This window comes from Ruegeria sp. AF8 (assembly GCF_056541825.1).
Genome location: NZ_JBQFYW010000002.1, coordinates 298,334 through 317,726 on the forward strand (window position 1 = coordinate 298,334; position 19,393 = coordinate 317,726).

Below are 19,393 nucleotides of genomic sequence, written 5' to 3' on the forward strand. Positions count from 1 at the left end.
GCTTGAAGAGCCGCGCGTCCTCGGGCACCAAAGACGGCATGGCAAAGACAAGATCATTCACGTGTACCGCCTGCGGAGCGGCCCATTCGCGCTGGTCAGGTCGCTGCGACGCCTGCGGCGAATGGAACACCATCGCGCAAGAGGTGCCGCTATCCTCGGGACCCGCGTCGAAATCGTTGGGGGGAAAGCGCGGGCAAGCCATTGTGCTGAGCGATCTGGCAGCGGACGAAACCCCACCACCCCGCACCGTCTGCGGCGTGGGCGAATTGGACCGGGTGCTGGGCGGCGGCCTGGTCCCGGCCTCGGCCATCTTGGTTGGCGGCGATCCGGGCATCGGGAAATCCACCCTGCTGCTGCAGGCCGCCGCGCGATTTGCCCGGACCGGCCTGAAAACCATCTATGTCTCGGGCGAGGAAGCCAGCGCGCAAGTTCGGATGCGGGCGCGGCGTCTGGGTCTTGCCGAGGCACCGGTGAAACTGGCGGCAGAAACCAACCTGCGCGACATCCTGACCACGCTGGAGGCGGAAAAACCGGGCTTGGCCATCATCGATTCGATCCAGACAATGTGGGCGGACAATGTCGACAGCGCCCCCGGATCGGTCAGCCAGGTCCGCGCCGCAGCGCATGAACTGACCTCGTTTGCCAAGCGGCACGGTGTATCCATCATCATGGTTGGTCACGTCACCAAGGAGGGCCAGATCGCCGGCCCGCGTGTGGTCGAGCATATGGTCGATACTGTTCTCTATTTCGAAGGCGAACGCGGGCATCAGTTCCGCATCCTGCGGGCAGTCAAGAACCGCTTTGGCCCCGCCGACGAAATCGGCGTCTTTGAAATGACAGGCCGTGGTCTGGCCGAGGTTACAAATCCTTCCGCCTTGTTCCTGTCGGAACGCGGAACGCCCAGCCCCGGATCGGCGGTTTTTGCCGGAATCGAAGGCACCCGCCCCGTGCTGGTCGAACTGCAGGCGCTGGTGGCCCCTTCGCCCCATTCCCAGCCTCGCCGCACGGTGGTCGGCTGGGACAGCGGGCGGCTGGCAATGATCCTCGCGGTGCTCGAGGCCCGCTGCGGCATCCCGTTTGCAGGGCTTGACGTCTATCTCAACGTCGCTGGAGGGTTGAAGATTTCCGAACCGGCTGCCGATCTGGCAGTTGCCGCCGCCCTGCTGAGCGCGCGGGAGGACACGGCATTGCCTGCGGACACGGTCGTTTTTGGCGAAATATCCCTCTCAGGCGCGCTCAGACCGGCCTCTCAGACCGAAAACAGGTTGAAAGAAGCACAAAAACTTGGTTTCACGGCGGCAATTGCTCCGGCTGGTGGCAAAACGGCTACTGTGGCAGGACTGACACTCACCCGACCCTCTGATCTGGCGGGGTTTGTTGGCGAAACCTTCGGAGCAGGCTAGTATCGCGCGCGAGGCAGAAAAGAGCAGGCTAAGACCATGGAAGGTTTCACCATAATCGACGGGGTCGTAGCCCTGATCATCGTGCTGTCAGCGTTGCTGGCCTATTCCCGCGGTCTGGTGCGCGAAACGCTTGCCATCGCCGGCTGGGTCGCCGCCGCCGTCCTGGCGTTTATCTTTGCACCCAAGGCCATGCCTTTGATCAAGGAAGTGCCGGTGCTGGGCGAATTTCTGCGCGACAGCTGCGAATTGTCCGTAATCACCTCGTTCGCGGCGGTCTTTGCCGTGGCGTTGATCGTGGTCAGCGTCTTTACCCCGCTCTTTTCCTCGCTGGTTCAGCGCTCGGCTCTGGGCGGGCTGGATCAGGCGCTGGGATTTTTCTTTGGCGTGGCGCGCGGTATCCTTCTGGTGGCCATCGCGTTCTTTGTCTACGACACGGTGATGACCGGTCAGAACTTTACCATCGTTGACGAAAGCCGTTCGGCCGAGGTTTTTGCGCAGTTCAGCGCAAAGATCGAAGAGCAAAACCCCGAACAGGCGCTGGGATGGGTAACGCAGCAATATGAGGATCTGGTCGGGGCCTGCAGCAATCCGCAACAGTAAACAACGCGGCGTGACACAAAATGCTCGGGCGTCTGCGTATTTGGATCGTCTTTTTTCACCTGCGGCAATGCGCGGGTGTGATCCTTTGATGACACGGGACGTCTGAAGCATTATGTGAGGGCCAACTCGGAACAGGAATCGGAGCTGCCCGCCTTGCAAAGCCCGCAGATGCCCCCCGCCCACCCTTTCGACGACGACAAACTCCGCGAGGAATGCGGGATTTTCGGCGTCATCGGCGTTCAGGACGCCGCCAACTTTGTTGCTCTCGGATTGCACGCGCTGCAGCATCGCGGACAAGAGGCCGGCGGTATCGTTACCCACGATCCCGAACAGGGCTTCAACAATGCCCGCAGGTTCGGTTATGTCCGCGACAATTTCACCTCGGCAGACATCATGAAAACCTTGCCGGGACCGCTGGCCATCGGCCATGTGCGCTATTCGACAGCCGGTTCCAAAGGCCAGACCGCGATCCGGGACGTGCAGCCGTTTTTTGGCGAGTTTTCCATGGGCGGCGCGGCGATTGCGCATAACGGTAATATCACCAATGCGAACGCCCTCCGCCGCGAACTGATCGAACGCGGCTCGATCTTTCAGTCCTCGTCCGACAGTGAATGCATCATTCACCTGATGGCCCGTTCCCTTCAGCGCAACATCCCCGAACGGATGGAAGACGCACTGCGCCGGGTCGAAGGCGCGTTCTCGGTTGTGGCAATGACGCGAACCAAGCTGATCGGCGTGCGCGACCCGCTGGGCGTGCGCCCGCTGGTGCTGGGCAGGATCGGTGACGGTTGGTGCCTGTCGTCAGAGACGTGCGCGCTGGACATAATCGGGGCTGAATTCATCCGCGAGATCGAACCGGGAGAGATGGTGGTGATAACCGCCAAAAACGGTGTGCAAAGCCATTTCCCCTTCCGTCCACAGCCTTCAAAATTCTGCATCTTCGAACATGTCTATTTCTCGCGCCCTGATTCGATTCTGGGCGGGCGATCAGTTTATGAGACACGCGAGGCCATCGGGCGCGAACTGGCCAAGGAAAGCCCGGTCGAAGCCGATCTGGTCTGCCCGGTGCCCGACAGCGGCACGCCTGCGGCAATCGGGTTTTCTTTGGAATCGGGCATCCCATACGCGATGGGTATCATCCGCAATCAGTATATGGGGCGGACCTTCATCGAACCGACCGAGCAGATCCGCAACATGGGCGTGCGCCTAAAACTGAACGTCAATCGTGCCCTAATTCAGGGCAAGCGGGTGATTCTGGTGGACGACTCGGTCGTGCGTGGCACCACCAGCCGCAAGATCCAGGAAATGATCCTAGATGCGGGCGCCAAGGAAGTGCATTTCCGGATTGCCAGCCCGCCGACCGCCTGGCCCTGTTTTTACGGTGTGGACACGCCGCAACGCGAAAAGCTGCTGGCCGCGACCATGACCGAAGAGGAAATGACCAAGCATTTGGCGGTGGACAGCCTAAAATTCATTTCCCTGGACGGCCTTTACCGCGCAGTTGGCGAGACCGGCGGGCGCGACAAGGCGTGCCCGCAATATTGCGACGCCTGCTTCTCGGGCGAATACCCCGTAAGCCCCGCGGACATGATCGAACAAGGGTTCGAGATGCAGCAGCCCGCGGCAGAGTGAACGCTCATTGAACTGGTGATTGGGAAGGAGCGCTGGCGCTCCTTTCTTTTTGTGCGATCGCGGACAGCAAGATTTCGCTACCGCGCGCACCTCACCCTTTCGGCGACAGAGCAAAGCCGGTACCCAGCGCCGGTCACTCACTCACCGGACCGAATCCATGGCCAATACGAAAGTAGAGCGCACCGCCACTCAGAAAGGCGCGCTGACACGGAATTCCGTTTCCGTGCTGGGCATTTTTGGCGCCGCGCACGATTTGCGCGCCCTGGTGCGCCTGTCGAGCGGACGCACCAAGCAAGTCAAACCCGGCAGCCGGGTGGGCTCCGGCAAGGTTGTTGCAATCGACAATACCGGGCTGTTGCTGCGGCAAAGCGGCCAGACCGTGCGGATCGACATCCCCGGAAGCTAATCCTGTCTTGACGATGCGCGCATGTGGGTTCAAACCGCCCACATGACCGATCAGACAAAAACTGCCCTCGTTACCGGAGCCTCACGCGGCCTGGGTGCCGCATTGGCCGAAGCGCTTGCTGCGGAATATCACATCGTCGCCGTGGCCCGAACCACCGGCGCGCTGGAGGAACTGGATGACCGCATTCAGGCCAAGGGCGGTGCGGCAACGCTTGCGCCGATGGATATCGCCGACCCGAACGCGATGGCGACCCTGTGCCGGGGAATCTTTGACCGCTGGGGCAAGCTGGATCTTTGGCTGCATACCGCGATCCATGCCGCCCCGCTGACACCGGCTCCATTTGTCGATCCCAAGGACTGGACCAAATCCGTTTCGATCAACGCTACGGCGACCTCGGTTCTGATACCCTATGTTGCCCCCTTGCTGGGCGAGAAGGGACAGGCGGTATTTTTTGACGATCCGCACGCGGGTGAGAAGTTCTTTGGCAGCTATGGGGCGACCAAGGCCGCACAGATGGCGCTGGCGCGCAGCTGGGCCGCCGAAACCGCAAATATCGGCCCAAAGGTGAAGATTCTGGAACCTGCTCCGATGGCCACCGCGTTGCGGGCGCGGTTCTATCCCGGCGAGGATCGCTCGGTTCTGGCATCGCCTGCCGAAGAAGCGGCCCGGTTGCTGGCCCAACTCCCGGTCTGACCTGTTCCGGGCGCATCCGGCGGTCGAATTTTTGTCGAAATCCCCGTTGGGCTGCCCCCACTCACGCGATGTGAACGCCGTGCCGCCCCGCGAGATCGACAAAAAATTGCCAGGCGACGCGGCCCGAGCGCGCGCCGCGTGTGGCCTGCCACTCGATAGCCTCGGCGCGAAGCGTTTCTTCCTCGACACTGACATCATACGCACCGCAATAACGATCGATCATGGCGAGGTATTCGTCCTGGCTGCAGGGGTGAAAGCCCAGCCAAAGGCCGAAACGATCCGACAGCGACACCTTTTCCTCGACCGCCTCCGACGGATTGATGGCACTGGAGCGTTCGTTTTCGATCGTGTCGCGCGGCATCAGATGACGGCGGTTGGACGTGGCATAGAACACCACGTTCTCGGGGCGGCCTTCGATACCGCCATCAAGTACGGCCTTGAGTGATTTGTAGTGCTGGTCATCGTGGCTGAACGACAGGTCATCGCAGAACAGGATGAACCGATGCGGCGCGGCGCGCAAATGGTTCAGCAGACGGGCGACAGAACCCATGTCCTCGCGCTGCAGTTCCACCAGCTTCAGGTCCGGATGATCAACATGCAAGGTACCGTGCACCGCTTTGACCAGACTCGACTTGCCCATACCGCGCGCGCCCCACAAGAGTGCGTTGTTCGCCTTGAAGCCATTTGCAAAGCGGCGGGTATTGTCCAGCAACGTATCGCGCGAGCGGTTGATGCCGACCAGCAGATCGAGATCGACACGGTTGACCTGATGCACCGGTTCCAGCCGGTCGGGTTCGACATGCCAGACAAAGGCCGGGGCCGCGTTGAAATCCGGTGCGGCAAGCGGCGCCGGCGCCATACGCTCCAGGGCTTCGGCGATGCGGTTCAGGGCTTGGCTGTCCATTCGGTCCTCCGGTCTGATCGGAGGTTTCAAACCACGTTCCGGAACCTGCGACAAGCCGCTTGAACGAAAAAGGCGCGCGGGTTCCCCCGCGCGCCATCTCAGTCGAATGATTGAGGCTTACTTGCCGTCCTCTTCAAACTCGGCCATCAGGGGATCATCTTCGTCTTCGTCGTCATAGTAGCCGTCGGCGCGCAGCTGCTCCTCGCGCTTTTTCTCGACGCGGGCGACAAGGAAAATCGAAATCTCGTACAGGCCATAGACCACTGTGAACAGGATGATCTGAGTAATCACATCCGGGGGGGTGACCAGAGCCGCCAGGACCAAAATACCGATCATCGCGTATTTCCGGACAGCACCCAATCCTTCGGCGCTGACAAGACCCGCCTTGCCCATCAGCGTCAGCAACACAGGCAACTGAAAGCAAAGCCCGAAGGCAAGGATGAACTTCAGTGTGATATCAAGCGATTCATTGACCTTGCCAAAGAACGTGATTTTCACACCATCCGAAGTTTCGGGCACAACGGCGACTTCGGTGGGCACTTCTCCGGTCGCAGTGGACAGCAGATTGGCGAAGATCGAACTGACATCGGCAAAGCCGAGAAAGAACTGCATCGCCAGCGGGGTCACCACAAATTGGGCAAAGGCCGCGCCCAACAGGAACATGAAGGGGGATGCGATGAGAAACGGAAGGAATGCACCTTTTTCCGACCGGTAAAGCCCAGGCGCCACAAAGCGCCACATCTGATACGAGATCACAGGAAAGGCCAGGGCAAAGCCAAAGACCATGGAAATCCTGAACAGCGTGAACAGATATTCCTGAGGCGAGGTATACTGCAGTGTCGGCGACGGGTCGCCGAGTTCGCGCAAAGTCCCTTCAATCGGATGCAGCAGAAACTGCAGGATCGGCTCGGCCACCGCAAATGCGACGACGATGCCGACAATGAAGGCCAGAACTGAGCGGATCAGCCGCGTGCGCAGTTCGGTCAGATGCTCGATCAGCGGTGCGGACGTGTCGTCGATCTCGTCGGTTTTGCTCATGTCTTGTCAGTCTCAGTATTGAGCGCGGCCTCGGCTTCCTCGGCCTTGGCCAGTGCATCGGCGGCCTCGCGCGCCTTGCGGTCCGCTGCGGCGCGGGCGGTCGCGGCCTGTATCTTCTTGGCTTGCTCAGCACGCTCGGCCGCCAGCTTGCCGGTCTCGCTTTCTGCGTCGAACTTGGTCGGGTCAATGCCGGACGTGATATCCGACGCCATATCCTGTGCCGCTTTCTTGACCCCGTCCATCGCGGTGTTCATGGGGTTGGCCGCGGCCTTGATCCCTTTCGAGATCTCGCTGACGCCGGCCTCGTCCGCTGCATCGTTCATCGCACGGCTGAACTCGCGCGCCATGCCCCGGGCCTTGCCGACCCACTGCCCCACATTGCGGAACAGCACGGGTAGATCTTTCGGCCCCACCACGATCAGCGCCACGATGCCGATGACCAGAAGCTCGGTCCAGCCCAGATCAAACATGGCTGCTTACGCCTTGTCTTTGTCGGTCTCGGGAGTGACGTCCTTGGCGGCGGCGGCGGCGTCCTGTTCGATCTCTTCGGTGCCGTCCTTGACGCCCTTCTTGAAGGCTGTGATTCCTTTGCCCACTTCACCCATCAACGAACTGATTTTGCCACGGCCAAACAGCACCAGCACCACAACCGCGATCAGCAGAAGACCGGGAAGGCCAATATTGTTGAGCATAGTCTTTCTCCTCTTTCCCCGACGCGCAACGCACCGGATGTTCTGATTTCGTCTGGTGTTTTACGCCCGAGCCGCGCGGGCAGGAAGCACAGACCGCCCTGCCATCAGGTCTTTTGACAAAAATATCGGTGATTTCGCACTGGGCAAATCACTCCTGACAGGTTTATGTCAGTTGATAACTGATAGGTCCACCCAATCGACACCAAAGAAACAGGAGATTCCGATGAAACATGTCGCAGAAATCGTCACTTTTTCACTGGCCGAAGGGGTCAGCGCCGAAGCGTTCGTCAAACTCAGCCAAACCTCCGAAGCATTTGTCCGCTCCGTGGAAGGATTCAAACACCGTCAGCTCAGCCAGGGTGAGGACGGGCGCTGGACCGACTATGTAATCTGGCAGGATATGGAAACGGCCCGCAACGTGGCCAAGACGTTTCCCGAACAGGAATTCGTCCCTGCCCTGATGGCCGCCATTCGGCCTGACAGCGTTGAGATGCGGCATGAGGCAGTGCTTTGGAACATGAGCGCTTGACGACGCCAGGCGCCGCACGCCAAGGGTAGTTGCATGCGCCGTACCGATCGACTTTTCGATATCATCCAGATTCTGCGCGACGGAAAACTGCACCGCGCGCAGGACATCGCGGACCGGCTGGAAGTGTCGGTCCGTACCATCTATCGCGATATGGACACGCTGGCCGCGTCAGGCATTCCCGTCGAAGGAGAGCGCGGCGTCGGTTATATGGTGCGCGAACAGATCACCCTGCCGCCGCTCAACCTCACACCCGCCGAGCTGGAGGCGTTGAACCTTGGCATGGCGATCGTGGCCGAGGCCGCCGACGCCGACCTGAAAGCCGCGGCCGAGTCGCTGTCCGAAAAGATCGACGCCGTTCTACCCACTCAGACCATTGCTGAGGCGGACGCCTGGAAATTCGCGGTCTATCCTTTTGCCGACACCGCGCGGGGGTTTGCGCAGATGGCGCCGATCCGGGCCGCCATCAAGGCGCGGCAAAAGCTGCGCCTGTCCTACCGTCGCATCGACGGCACCCTGACCGACCGGGTGATCCGCCCCCTGCATATGGAGTATTGGGGCCGCGTCTGGACACTGACGGCCTGGTGCGAGTTGCGCCAGGCCTTCCGCGTCTTCCGCATCGATCTGATCGAGGCGGTCACCCCCTTGCCCGAACTGTTCCAGGACGAGCCCGGCAAACGACTGAGTGACTATCAGCCCTGAAAGCGCCAGCTACTGGAAGTAGGGATCGGGGTCGACCGAATCAAAGCCCTTGCGCACCTCGAAATGGACATAGGCATCGTCCCCCGCGCGAAGTGCCGCAATTTTCTGACCGCGCTTCACCCTGTCGCCCTTCTTGACGCTGATCCCTTCGACATTGGCATAGACGGTCAACAGATCGCCCTGATGCCTTATCACGATGATCGGAACCTGATCGGCGTCTGCGGTGATCGCGGCCACGGTGCCCGATTCGGCGGCGGTAACCGCTGTGCCGGGCGCGGCCGCAATGTCGATACCTTCGTTCTTGCCCTTCTTATAGGGGCGGATGATCTTACCGGTCACCGGCAAGGCCAGTGCCGAATTGCTGGCTGCACTCGGCGCCTGTGTCTGAACCACCGGTTCGGATGGCGTTTTGGGCGCGACAACTTCGTCCGGCAACGGTTGGGTCGCGCTGGGGGGTGTTGGTGTAGCCGAACCCTGGCCCGGCTGCGCCACGGCGGTTGCCGTGGTTTCCTCAGTCCGTTTCGGTGCAGATTGATCCTTGACCGGGATCAGCAGGTATTGCCCTTCACGCACCATGAAATCCGGGCCAAGCCCATTCCATTCCCCCAAAGCCTCGACCGGCACCTGATACAGCCGCGAGATTGTGTAGGCCGTCTCGCCGCGCTTGACCTTGTGGCGCACAGGTTCCGGCCCGGAGGCGATCGGAGCGGCGGGAACCGGATTGGCCGGAGCCAGCGTGGAAGTTTCGACCGTTTCGCTGCCCGGTGCCGCATCAATGGCGTTGCCGGCAATGGTTTCGATATCGACGCCGGTTCCCGGTGCGGCACCGACGGCACGCGGCAACACGATCACTTCGCCTTCTCGCAAAGCGTCGCCGGGCTGAAGCCCGTTGAAGCGGGCCAGTTCCGTCGCGGGCAGACCGACGCGCGCGGCGATGTCACCCACATTGTCGCCGCGTTGCGCCACGGCCACCTGATAGGTTGGATAAGTGATGACGCCGCGTGCGTCCGGCGCGGGCCGGTTGGCCGTACTTGCGGACTGGGCCGCAGGCGTGGTGCTGAAGCCACCAAGCTGGCCTCTCAGGTCATAATCCAGCGGCCCTTCGCATCCCGCAAGCACCGCCAGCGCCGCTACCGTCACCAAGCGGCGCCCCGAAATCAATCGAACTACTGAACTCATCTTGCCATCCTCAATGCCGTCCCCTGTTAGCCGGGGATTTGGCGTTCCGTATAAATTTCTTTGTTACGCCCCGTCCCTGCCCAGCCCTTCCAGCAGGGGCACGAAACGGACGGGCCGCAGCTCGTCATAGTCCAGGCCGGTCTCCGTTCGGGTAACCTTGAGCAGGGTCTGAACCGCATCCGACTGTCCCACCGGCACCACCATGATACCGCCGATCTTGAGCTGCGCCAAGAGCGGTCCGGGCGGGTCTTCCGCCGCTGCGGTTACGATGATGCGGTCGAAAGGCCCCTGCTCGGGCAGGCCAAAAGACCCATCCGACAAAATTGCGGTGATATTGGACAGGCGCAGATCACGAAACAATCTCTCCGCCTCAATCACAAGGCGCTTGTGCCGCTCTACGGTGTAGACGCGGCGCGCCAGCTTGGCAAGAATGGCCGCCTGATAGCCGGACCCGGTGCCGACTTCGAGAACCGTGTCGCGCGGTCGCACCTGCAGGGATTGCGTCATCAAGCCGACCACGGAAGGCTGGCTGATGGTCTGCCCGCACGTGATCGGCAGCGGCGTATCCTCGTAGGCGCGGTCAGAAAAAAGGCCTTTGACGAACAGACCGCGATCCACCGCCTCCATAGCGTTCAGGACTCGCGCATCCGTCACGCCCTTGGACCGCAACGCGAAAAGAAACTGCATCTTTGTTTCCGGATCGGGGCCGCTCATTCGATTGCCTTCAACGCCTCCAGCGCATCATACGCCGTCAGATCCGCCCGCATCGGCGTAATGGAAACATAGCCGTCCAGATTGACCGCCGCGTCAGTATCAGGTGTCGTGGGGTTATGCTGATACCCGCCCTTGATCCACAAAAACCGCCTGCCCGATGGGGAACTGTGGGGTTCGACGCTAAAATGGGTGCCTTTACGGAACCCCTGCTGCACCACGCGGTAACCCAGAACTTCAGCTGCGGGAACCGGGGGGAAATTCACGTTGAAGAACAATCGATAGTCCGATTGTTCTTCCGGCGAGACATCCAGAATTCGGCGAACGATATCGGCACCGAAACGTTCCGCCACCTCAAAGGTGTTTTCCAGCCCCAGGTTCCGGGGGCCGAAATACTGCGACAGCGCGATGGCGGGCAAGCCTTGAAGGGCAGCCTCCATTGCGCCCCCCAAGGTCCCTGAATACAAAACGTTTTCGGCCGAGTTGTTGCCTCTGTTCACACCCGAGAGGACCAGATCGGGCGGATTGTCCTTCATCACGTCATGCAGGCCCGCAAGAACACAGTCCGCCGGAGAACCCTCTGCCGCAAAACGGCGCTCGCCCATCTTGGCGATCATCATCGGGTGGGTGTAGCTGATGCAATGCCCAACGCCCGATTGCTCGAATGCCGGGGCCACGACCCACACCTCGCCTGACGGGCCTGCCAGATCCGCGGCAATCGCTTCGAGCACTTTCAGCCCCGGCGCGTTGATGCCGTCGTCATTTGTCAGAAGAATGCGCATTCCGCCATCTCATATCCGGTTTCGCCCTTGATAGACGCGGTGCATGGATGCGGCAAGCAATCGCAGGGCGCAATCTGCGGCATTCACGCACCACTCGAGCGGAAATTGAGGGGTTGATGCCGCAGTTTCAGGCAGTCGACCTCAGGCGGGGAAAACGAAACAGCGGTCGCGCCGGATCGTCAGCCACATCACGCGTCCGATCTGCGGAACAAACACGTTGGGCACGGTCGCCTTGAGGACCGTGCCGTCATAGTCCATCCGGAACTCGACAAGGCTTTCGTTGCCCAGAAACCGCGCGCGTTCCACTACGCCGCGCGCAGCCACCCCATCACTGGGGGTCGGGGCAGGCCCCCTGCCACCACGATCGAAATCGAGTTTGACGTGTTGCGGGCGAAACACGATCTCAACGTCGGTTCCGTCCGGAATACCGGGGGCAAGAAACTGACCAAAAGGTGTTTGCGCCAAAGCCCCATTAACTTGCGCCTTCAAAACATTGATATCGCTGAAAAAGGAAACCGCCGCCTTGTCGTGAGGACGGGTGTAGACGTTATAGGGCGCGCCCTGCTGCACGATCTTGCCGCCGCGCATCAATGCGATCTCGTCGGCCATGCGCATCGCCTCTTCGGGCTCGTGCGTGACCAGCAACACCGCCGCATCCTCATCCTTCAATATGGCAAGGGTCTCATCGCGAATGCCATCGCGCAACCGATTGTCCAGGCCCGAGAAGGGTTCGTCCATCAGCATGATCCGGGGCCTAGGCGCCAAAGCCCGCGCAAGTGCGACGCGCTGTTGCTCGCCCCCGGACAACTGGTGCGGAAAACCGTCGATGAACCGCAGCAGATCGACTTTCGCCAACAATTCCTCGACACGGGCGCGTTTTTTCTCTTTTGCCCCCTTCAAGCCAAAGGCCACGTTGTCGGCAACGCTCAGATGCGGGAACAACGCGAAATCCTGAAACATCAGACCGATCTCGCGCCGCTCGGGTGGCACCCGGAAGACAGTGTCGCAGATCAGCTTGCCATCGACGTAAATCTCGCCCGCATCCTGCATCTCGACGCCTGCGATCATGCGCAGCGTCGTCGACTTGCCGCAACCCGAAGGCCCCAAAAGACAGGTGACCTGCCCTGCATTGATACGCAGGGAAACATCATCCACCACCATGCGGCCACCGAAGGCGCGCCTGATGTTGCGGATTTCCAGACGTGGAGGAACTGCCTTGACCGTCACCGATGGACCCCGTTGCCTTTCCCGATCAATTCCATCGGGCTTGGGCGGGGATAACAACCCCGCCTCTCCGGCGCAAGGGATCAGCAGCACCCCGTCGAAGCCGGTTGCCCGCCGGTCACGAAGGGGCTTTCGCCACCGCAGCCCGCAAAAATGCCGTAATGGGTCGAGAAATCACCGATGAAGCTGAAATGTCGGGCAAAACGGGTGTCTTGCAACATCATCCACGTGTTGCCGCAGACCGGAAACACCTTGCCTGTTTCCATCAGATGGTGATCGTCCAGCACGAATTCATGCGGCGCGTTCGAGATCGTTCCCCTGTAGATGACGGCCTGACCGTAATCTTCACAGGCCGGCTCCAATTCCGGCAGTTTGAACAGGCGGTAGGTCGCGGAAATGAACTTGAGCGGATTAACCCGTGCTTCGAGCGCTGGATTTTCTATGGTCAGAGGACGGTGGGTGACGCGGCGCGGATCTCCAAAGCCGGCAGCCCGCGCCAATGACAAAAAATCGTTCCAATAGAGCGCACCCGACAGGCATTCTCCATATAGCACTTCATCCTGAGCCATCGCCTTGGGCACGCGGCGATCGGCGTAGATGTCCGAGAAATACATCTCCCCGCCATCCTTGAGCAGGCGGTGCGCCCCGCGCAGAACCGCCGCTTTGTCGGTCGCCAGATTGATCACGCAATTCGACACGATGATATCGAAAGACCCCGGTTCGAGGTCGAGTTCGTCAAGACGTTCAATATAGCCGTGATGAAATTCGACATTGCTGGTGGAAAAACCAAAGGCCCGGGCGTGATAATCCTGATGCGCCCGCGCGACGTCCAGTTGAGCGAGGGTCATATCAACGCCGACGACACGCCCCGATTCTCCGACCATAGCGGAAAGCGCATAGACATCCCGCCCGGCCCCGCATCCAAGATCGAGGATTCGCATGCCTTCGAGGTCCAGAGGGGTGATCAGACCGCATCCATAGTAGCGGGTCAGCACTTCGTCATGGATCTTTGACAGAATGGACCTGAGGTGCCCGGGCATCTCATCCGGCGTGCAGCAGGCATTGGTCTGAAGATCATCACTGCCTTTCAGTATGTCGCCGTAATAGTTCTGAACCGCCTCATGCTTCATCACCGTCTCCCATTGGTTGTTTCCGCGCTCAGCTAGTCCAGCGATCCGCCGGGTTCAATGCGCCCGGGGCCGCGTTGACGCAACCGTGAGGCCGGATTGCGTGTCCTATGCAAGGAGTTCGAACTCAAAACGCGAGCATATCCTGCCGTTGATCTGAACCTCCACCACATGCGGTCCGGGCACCAGTTCGAATGTCGTTGCGTTGCCCTTGAGCTTGTGTCGTTTCGTCAGCCGCAGTGGCTCTGTTCCGATTTCAGCCTGTTTCAACTTGTGAACCTTTGGCGAGCGCTTCCCGGAGGGTCTGAGGAAATGGATGATGTAGTCAACCAGCACCGGCTGGTTTTCGGGGCCTTCAATAAGCACCGTGAAATCGAAGCTGTTCCCGATTTTTGCCGAGGCGGGAGCCTCGATCAAGACGTCGAGCGGAACTTCGGGATCAAAGCCCAATTGTTTCATGGCACCGGGATGGCCGGCCTTGACCAAACCGCGCAGAGCATGTGCGGTCATCCAGCGCAGTTCTTCGGGCTGTTGCCGGCCCTCATCGCGCCATCTTTCCAACCGATCGATCACAAGATCCGGATCGGTGCGGGTGATGTCGTTGAGATGGTTGGCAACCGAACGAGTGACATAACGCGCGCGATCGCTGTGCAGCCGGTCTAGCAATGGCAGCGGGGCCTGCGGGTTCAATGCGATCCCCTCGCCCCAGGGCAGACGGGGCCGCGTGCCCTCGCTGACAAGGCGGCGCACGTGGTAGCTGGAGTGATCGCACCAGCCCGACATCTTTTCCAGAACCTGCTCCGGCCAGCGGTTGAGAAAAGGACGGATGGCCCATTCCATGGAAAACCTTTGGGTCACTTCCTCAAGCATGTCGAGCGCCTGTTCGGGTTGGTTCAGACCGATCGAAGCCACCCATTCCCCCAGTGGCGCAATAATGAAATCGCCAAAATCGTCATCCGCCCGTGCCGGATCGAGCGGCGGCGGCAATGCGCGCCGAATCACAGAGGACACCGCAGGCAAATCCCCCGGAACCGCTTGCTGCAAGCATTCCGCAATCCACTTCATGCGGTCTTTGAGTTCCAGATCGGGCAACCGTTCCATGACCTGCGCCTCGAACGTTTTGGCGTCAAATTCTGGCGTTGCTTCAGCAAAAAGACCCGCCAGATAGCGGGTCTTTTCGAGGTTGAACAACTGATCCTTGAGTGAATACCCCTGTGCCATCGTCACATCGTCAGGTTAGTAGCGCCGCCGTCCAGCAAAACACTCTGCCCCACAATGAACCCCGCATGTTGTGAGCACAAAAATGCACAGGCGGCGCCGAATTCGGCCCGTGTGCCATAACGGCGGGCGGGGATGGTCGCGGCGCGTTCTGCACGCGCCTCGTCGATGGAGATGCCTTTCTGACCGGCGACACCGCCGTCCAGAGAATCAGCCCTGTCCGTCGCGTGGATACCCGGCAACAGGTTGTTGATCGTAACCCCATGTGGCGCGACCTGCCGCGAGGTTCCCGCCACATAGCCGGTCAACCCGGTTCGCGCCGCGTTCGAAAGACCCAGTGCCGGAATCGGTGCGCGCACCGATTGCGAGGTGATGTTGACCACCCTGCCCCAGCTTTTCTCCATCATCCCCGGAAGCAATGCCTTCATGAAGGCGATCGGCGTCAGCATGTTGGCATCAAGCGCCTTGATGAAATCCTCGCGATCCCAGTCCGACCAGAGGCCGGGCGGCGGGCCACCTGCATTGTTGACCAGAATATCCACACCCTGCGCGGCTTCGATGACCAATGCCTGACCTTCGGAAGTGGTTACATCGCAAGCGACGGTCTGCACCTGAACACCATGTTCGGCACGGACCTGTGCGGCGGACGCCTCCAGCGCCTCAGCGCCGCGCGCATTCATCACCAGATCGACTCCCGCCGCCGCCAGCGCCTCGGCACAGCCAAGGCCCAATCCTTTGCTGCTGGCGCAGACCAGCGCCCGTTTTCCGCGAATTCCCAGATCCATTCTGTCTCTCCCTGTCTGCCGCTATGCACTTCTCTAGCATCGGCCCGCCAGGGAAAGCCAGATATGCGGCGATCAGTAAAAGAACTCTTCCCGAACGATTTTACCGTCAGCGACGTGATAGATCCCCACTTCGCGCATATCAAAGCTGTCACCGGTTTCCTTCACCTTGCCCTGCACTTCAAAGATCACGGCAAAGCGGTCATCACCATGCAGGAACGGATCGCTGACCGACGCGCCCGCCACTTCATGCGCGCCTTCCCACCATTCGTGCTTGCCGCGAATGCCTTCAACCCCGTGTGTCTCACGCCCCATGCCTTCCATTTCTTGGGCTTCGACCGAAACAGCGTCCGGCGCGTAAAGTTTGGTCAGGTTTTCCTTGGCCCGGTCTTCGCGACATCCCGCCACCAGTTCATCGGCAATCTCTTTCAATGTCATCGGTCACTCCCTTTGAAATGTTCACTTTATGTTCTATCACATTTCTGGTCGGTCGGAAAGAGTATCTAACGGACCAATTGCATTTTGTATCTGAAACACGCGACAACTAACCTGATAGGCACCCGACGAATGGGAGGGGAACGTGAACTGGAACGCTGTTGTCATAGTTGTGTATACCTTGCTTGCCACATCCGTTCTGGCGCATGAAGGGGTCAAAAACCCTGCAGTGATGGCCCGAATGATGGCCATGAGTGAAATCGGTGCCAACACGAAAATTCTGGGCGAAATGGCCAAGGGCCAGACAGAATTCGATGCCGAAAGCGCGCAAAAAGCGGCCGCTGCAATTTCGCAAGACGCGGCACATATCCAGATTTTGTTCGAAGCGCCCGAAACCGATCCCAAATCCGAAGCACTGCCTCGGATTTGGGACGAGTACGACAATTTCAGCCAACAAGCCGATGCGTTGCAGATTGAGGCCGAGAAGGCGGCACAATCCATTTCGGAACCTGCAGATCTTGTGGCGGCTGTGCGCGCGCTGGGCGAGACCTGCAAGTCATGCCACAGCGTTTATCGGAAATAGCACTTCCCTCACTTTGTGATCTGACGGCTGTTTTTCTTGCGCCTTCTTGCCCTCTGACCTATATGCGCGCACATGTTGGATACCGCCTCAAACCATCCCGTATTGCCGCCCGAGATTGCCCGGCGCAGAACATTCGCCATCATCTCGCACCCGGATGCAGGTAAGACGACGCTGACCGAAAAGTTCCTTCTGTATGGAGGCGCCATTCAAATGGCCGGTCAGGTGCGCGCAAAGGGCGAGGCTCGGCGCACACGGTCGGACTTCATGCAGATGGAGAAGGATCGCGGGATCTCGGTCTCCGCCTCCGCCATGTCGTTCGACTATGGGAACTTCCGGTTCAATCTGGTGGACACGCCCGGTCACTCGGACTTCTCCGAGGATACCTATCGCACGCTGACTGCCGTGGATGCCGCCGTGATGGTTATCGACGGTGCGAAAGGTGTGGAAAGCCAGACGCAGAAACTGTTCGAGGTCTGCCGTCTGCGCGATCTGCCGATCCTGACGTTCTGCAACAAGATGGACCGCGAAAGCCGCGATACGTTCGAGATCATCGACGAAATTCAGGAAATGCTGGCCATCGACGTGGCGCCCGCCGCATGGCCCATTGGCGTAGGTCGCGATTTCATCGGCTGCTATGACATGCTGCGCGACCGGCTTGAACTGATGGATCGCGCCGACCGTAACAAGGTGGCTGAGAGTATTCAGATCAACGGCTTGGACGATCCGAAACTGGCGGAACACGTGCCCGAGCATTTACTGGAGAAGCTTCTGGAAGAAGTCGAGATGGCGCGTGAACTGCTGCCCGCGTTGGACCCGCAAGCGGTGTTGGAAGGCCACATGACCCCGATCTGGTTCGGCTCGGCCATCAACTCGTTTGGGGTTAAGGAGCTGATGGAAGGCATTGGCTCCTATGGCCCGCAGCCGCAGGTACAATCGGCAGAACCGCGTCAGATTTCGCCCGACGAAAAGAAAGTCGCTGGCTTTGTGTTCAAGGTGCAGGCCAACATGGACCCCAAGCACCGCGACCGGGTGGCTTTTGTCCGCATGGCGAGCGGTCACTTCAAGCGCGGTATGAAGCTGACCCACGTGCGGTCGAAAAAGCCGATGGCGATTTCGAATCCGGTACTTTTCCTCGCCTCCGACCGCGAACTGGCCGAAGAGGCCTGGGCCGGTGACATCATCGGCATCCCCAACCACGGTCAGTTGCGCATCGGCGATACCCTGACCGAAGGTGAAGCGATCCGGGTCACCGGCATCCCCTCCTTCGCGCCAGAATTGCTGCAGGGCGTCCGTGCGGGTGATCCGATGAAGGCCAAGCATCTGGAAAAGGCGCTGATGCAATTTGCCGAGGAAGGCGCGGCCAAGGTGTTTAAACCGTCCATCGGCTCGGGCTTCATCGTAGGCGTCGTCGGCGCGCTGCAATTCGAAGTGCTGGCCAGCCGGATCGAAATGGAATACGGCCTTCCCGTTCGATTCGAAGCGTCGCAATTCACTTCGGCCCGCTGGGTTTCGGGTGAAAAGACCGAGGTCGACAAGCTGGTGGCGGCCAACAAACAGCATATTGCCCATGACCATGACGGCGACATCGTCTATCTTACCCGTTTGCAATGGGACATTGACCGGGTTGTTCGCGACTATCCGGCGGTGAACCTGACCGCGACGAAAGAGATGATGACCTGAGCGCACACCTGTTCTAACCTGCAATTATTGAACAAAAACCATGTGGGTTGCCGGAGATCGGATGCCTAAGGACAATACTACATGGGGTGTCGTCTCCACTGTCAGGGCCCCGGCAAGAGACATATTGCGTTTTGCGGCGTATCACCTGGACTTGGGTGCGCACCGGCTTTTTATCTATCTCGACGAAAAGAACCCGCAGGCTTACGCGCCGCTAAAGGCACATTCCAAGATAAGGGTCACAACATGTGACCGTGCAACGTGGAAACGGCGCAACGGATGGCGTCCCGTCAAACATCAGAGACGCCAGACAGTCAACGCGACCCACGCCTACAACCGTGCCGATGTGGACTGGCTGGCGCATATCGATGTCGATGAGTTCTTCTGGCCACATGAACCGATGGCCGATCTTCTGGAAGTGGTCCCTGCACCCATTCCCGCAGTGCGAATACGCCCAATGGAGGCGCTTTCCTGCGGAGAGGATCTATATAAGACGTTCATACCAGCAAGTTCCGAGCGGACCAGAACTGTTTGTGAACTTTATCCGCTGCATGGGGCTTTTGTCCGGGGCGGCTTCATGAGTCACGTCGCGGGAAAGCTATTCGTGCGCACAGGATTGCCGGATATCGAGTACAGAATTCACAACTATTTGCAGAATGGCCGCATGAAACCCTGCCACGAAGAACTGGAGCAGGTCGATCTGTGTCATCGGCATGGCCAGAACTGGCAGGATTGGCATGCACACTACCGTTACAGACTGGAAAAAGGGTCATACAGAGCAGAGTTAGCACCAAATGTGCCCCGCAATCGCGGTGGTCTAAGCATGCACGAATTGCTGAGCAACATTGAGGAGAACCAGGGCGAGGCCGGGCTTCGCGCTTTCTTTGACGAGTTGAGTGCGGCTGACGCGCGGGTCAGAGCACAGCTTGCATCCCGGGGAATGATTAAACACCGACCTCTGGATCTGGACGAAAAAGTTTCGAAACACTTCCCCGGAGCTGTCTGAATTGTTGCGTGGATTTGCCGACTGGCCGTGCTTGAACTCTGGTTAAGACGTCTTCATTTGACCCTGCCCAACG

The 19,393-nt window shown here is 59.7% G+C and carries 22 protein-coding genes; 10 read left to right on the forward strand and 12 right to left on the reverse strand.

Features of this window, described 5'->3' with window-relative positions:
- The first annotated feature begins 38 nt into the window (after positions 1-38).
- The 5 genes from radA (at position 39) to ACR0AO_RS06905 (ending at position 4,734) form a co-directional block, all read left to right on the forward strand.
- On the forward strand, positions 39-1,403 hold the full coding sequence (radA, locus tag ACR0AO_RS06885) for a DNA repair protein RadA (RefSeq protein ID WP_480601553.1): 1,365 nt from the start codon (positions 39-41) through the stop codon (positions 1,401-1,403).
- Between the two features lie 36 nt (positions 1,404-1,439).
- Entirely contained in the window at positions 1,440-2,003 is a 564-nt protein-coding gene (locus tag ACR0AO_RS06890; protein ID WP_480601555.1) for a CvpA family protein, read from the forward strand.
- Between the two features lie 168 nt (positions 2,004-2,171).
- Positions 2,172-3,635 (forward strand): amidophosphoribosyltransferase, encoded by a 1,464-nt coding sequence (gene purF / locus ACR0AO_RS06895; RefSeq protein WP_480601558.1) that lies wholly within the window; start codon positions 2,172-2,174, stop codon positions 3,633-3,635.
- Positions 3,636-3,684: 49 nt separating this feature from the next.
- Entirely contained in the window at positions 3,685-4,041 is a 357-nt protein-coding gene (locus ACR0AO_RS06900) for a pilus assembly protein PilP (RefSeq protein WP_480601560.1), read from the forward strand.
- Between the two features lie 42 nt (positions 4,042-4,083).
- Positions 4,084-4,734, forward strand: a complete 651-nt coding sequence (locus tag ACR0AO_RS06905) for an SDR family NAD(P)-dependent oxidoreductase (RefSeq protein ID WP_480601775.1) — start codon at positions 4,084-4,086, stop codon at positions 4,732-4,734.
- A 61-nt stretch (positions 4,735-4,795) separates the two neighbouring features.
- On the opposite strand, the gene ACR0AO_RS06910 is transcribed toward ACR0AO_RS06905, so the two are convergent.
- From ACR0AO_RS06910 to ACR0AO_RS06925, 4 genes are all read right to left on the reverse strand, one after another.
- Complete coding sequence (locus ACR0AO_RS06910; RefSeq protein ID WP_480601562.1) at positions 4,796-5,638, reverse strand: ATP-binding protein; 843 nt, start codon at positions 5,636-5,638, stop codon at positions 4,796-4,798.
- A 117-nt stretch (positions 5,639-5,755) separates the two neighbouring features.
- Positions 5,756-6,676, reverse strand: a complete 921-nt coding sequence (gene tatC, locus ACR0AO_RS06915) for a twin-arginine translocase subunit TatC (RefSeq protein ID WP_480601564.1) — start codon at positions 6,674-6,676, stop codon at positions 5,756-5,758.
- Positions 6,673-7,146 (reverse strand): Sec-independent protein translocase protein TatB, encoded by a 474-nt coding sequence (gene tatB, locus ACR0AO_RS06920; RefSeq protein ID WP_480601566.1) that lies wholly within the window; start codon positions 7,144-7,146, stop codon positions 6,673-6,675. The genes tatC and tatB overlap by 4 nt, the downstream gene beginning before the upstream one ends.
- A 6-nt stretch (positions 7,147-7,152) precedes the next feature.
- On the reverse strand, positions 7,153-7,368 hold the full coding sequence (locus tag ACR0AO_RS06925; RefSeq protein ID WP_480601568.1) for a twin-arginine translocase TatA/TatE family subunit: 216 nt from the start codon (positions 7,366-7,368) through the stop codon (positions 7,153-7,155).
- Positions 7,369-7,591: 223 nt separating this feature from the next.
- Between ACR0AO_RS06925 and ACR0AO_RS06930 the strand changes: the two genes are divergently transcribed.
- Together ACR0AO_RS06930 and ACR0AO_RS06935 are read left to right on the forward strand one after the other, a co-directional pair.
- Complete coding sequence (locus ACR0AO_RS06930) at positions 7,592-7,897, forward strand: hypothetical protein (protein WP_480601570.1); 306 nt, start codon at positions 7,592-7,594, stop codon at positions 7,895-7,897.
- Positions 7,898-7,930: 33 nt separating this feature from the next.
- Positions 7,931-8,596, forward strand: coding sequence for a helix-turn-helix transcriptional regulator (locus ACR0AO_RS06935; RefSeq protein WP_480601572.1), 666 nt, complete (start codon positions 7,931-7,933; stop codon positions 8,594-8,596).
- Positions 8,597-8,605: 9 nt separating this feature from the next.
- Here ACR0AO_RS06935 and ACR0AO_RS06940 read toward each other — a convergent pair whose 3' ends face one another.
- The 8 genes from ACR0AO_RS06940 to ACR0AO_RS06975 form a co-directional block, all read right to left on the reverse strand.
- The gene (locus tag ACR0AO_RS06940; protein WP_480601574.1) at positions 8,606-9,775 is read right to left on the reverse strand and encodes a peptidoglycan DD-metalloendopeptidase family protein; all 1,170 of its coding nucleotides are present in this window, start codon (positions 9,773-9,775) and stop codon (positions 8,606-8,608) included.
- A 63-nt stretch (positions 9,776-9,838) separates the two neighbouring features.
- Positions 9,839-10,489 (reverse strand): protein-L-isoaspartate(D-aspartate) O-methyltransferase, encoded by a 651-nt coding sequence (locus tag ACR0AO_RS06945; protein ID WP_480601576.1) that lies wholly within the window; start codon positions 10,487-10,489, stop codon positions 9,839-9,841.
- Positions 10,486-11,268, reverse strand: a complete 783-nt coding sequence (gene surE / locus ACR0AO_RS06950; protein ID WP_480601578.1) for a 5'/3'-nucleotidase SurE — start codon at positions 11,266-11,268, stop codon at positions 10,486-10,488. The genes ACR0AO_RS06945 and surE overlap by 4 nt, the downstream gene beginning before the upstream one ends.
- A 141-nt stretch (positions 11,269-11,409) precedes the next feature.
- Positions 11,410-12,495, reverse strand: a complete 1,086-nt coding sequence (locus ACR0AO_RS06955; RefSeq protein ID WP_480601581.1) for an ABC transporter ATP-binding protein — start codon at positions 12,493-12,495, stop codon at positions 11,410-11,412.
- Positions 12,496-12,575: 80 nt separating this feature from the next.
- Positions 12,576-13,622 (reverse strand): methyltransferase domain-containing protein, encoded by a 1,047-nt coding sequence (locus ACR0AO_RS06960; protein WP_480601583.1) that lies wholly within the window; start codon positions 13,620-13,622, stop codon positions 12,576-12,578.
- Positions 13,623-13,727: 105 nt separating this feature from the next.
- Positions 13,728-14,840, reverse strand: coding sequence for a hypothetical protein (locus ACR0AO_RS06965; RefSeq protein WP_480601586.1), 1,113 nt, complete (start codon positions 14,838-14,840; stop codon positions 13,728-13,730).
- A 2-nt stretch (positions 14,841-14,842) separates the two neighbouring features.
- Positions 14,843-15,622, reverse strand: a complete 780-nt coding sequence (locus ACR0AO_RS06970; protein ID WP_480601589.1) for an SDR family oxidoreductase — start codon at positions 15,620-15,622, stop codon at positions 14,843-14,845.
- A 72-nt stretch (positions 15,623-15,694) separates the two neighbouring features.
- Positions 15,695-16,057: a SnoaL-like domain-containing protein gene (locus tag ACR0AO_RS06975; protein WP_480601591.1), complete on the reverse strand. Its 363-nt coding sequence runs from the start codon at positions 16,055-16,057 to the stop codon at positions 15,695-15,697.
- Between the two features lie 142 nt (positions 16,058-16,199).
- On the opposite strand from ACR0AO_RS06975, the gene ACR0AO_RS06980 reads away from it, so the two are divergent.
- The 3 genes from ACR0AO_RS06980 to ACR0AO_RS06990 all read left to right on the forward strand — a co-directional run bounded on the left by ACR0AO_RS06980 (position 16,200) and on the right by ACR0AO_RS06990 (position 19,320).
- Positions 16,200-16,637: a c-type cytochrome gene (locus tag ACR0AO_RS06980; RefSeq protein WP_480601593.1), complete on the forward strand. Its 438-nt coding sequence runs from the start codon at positions 16,200-16,202 to the stop codon at positions 16,635-16,637.
- Positions 16,638-16,709: 72 nt separating this feature from the next.
- The gene (locus tag ACR0AO_RS06985; protein ID WP_480601595.1) at positions 16,710-18,317 is read left to right on the forward strand and encodes a peptide chain release factor 3; all 1,608 of its coding nucleotides are present in this window, start codon (positions 16,710-16,712) and stop codon (positions 18,315-18,317) included.
- A gap of 61 nt (positions 18,318-18,378) precedes the next feature.
- Entirely contained in the window at positions 18,379-19,320 is a 942-nt protein-coding gene (locus ACR0AO_RS06990; RefSeq protein ID WP_480601598.1) for a glycosyltransferase family 2 protein, read from the forward strand.
- Positions 19,321-19,393: the final 73 nt, after the last annotated feature.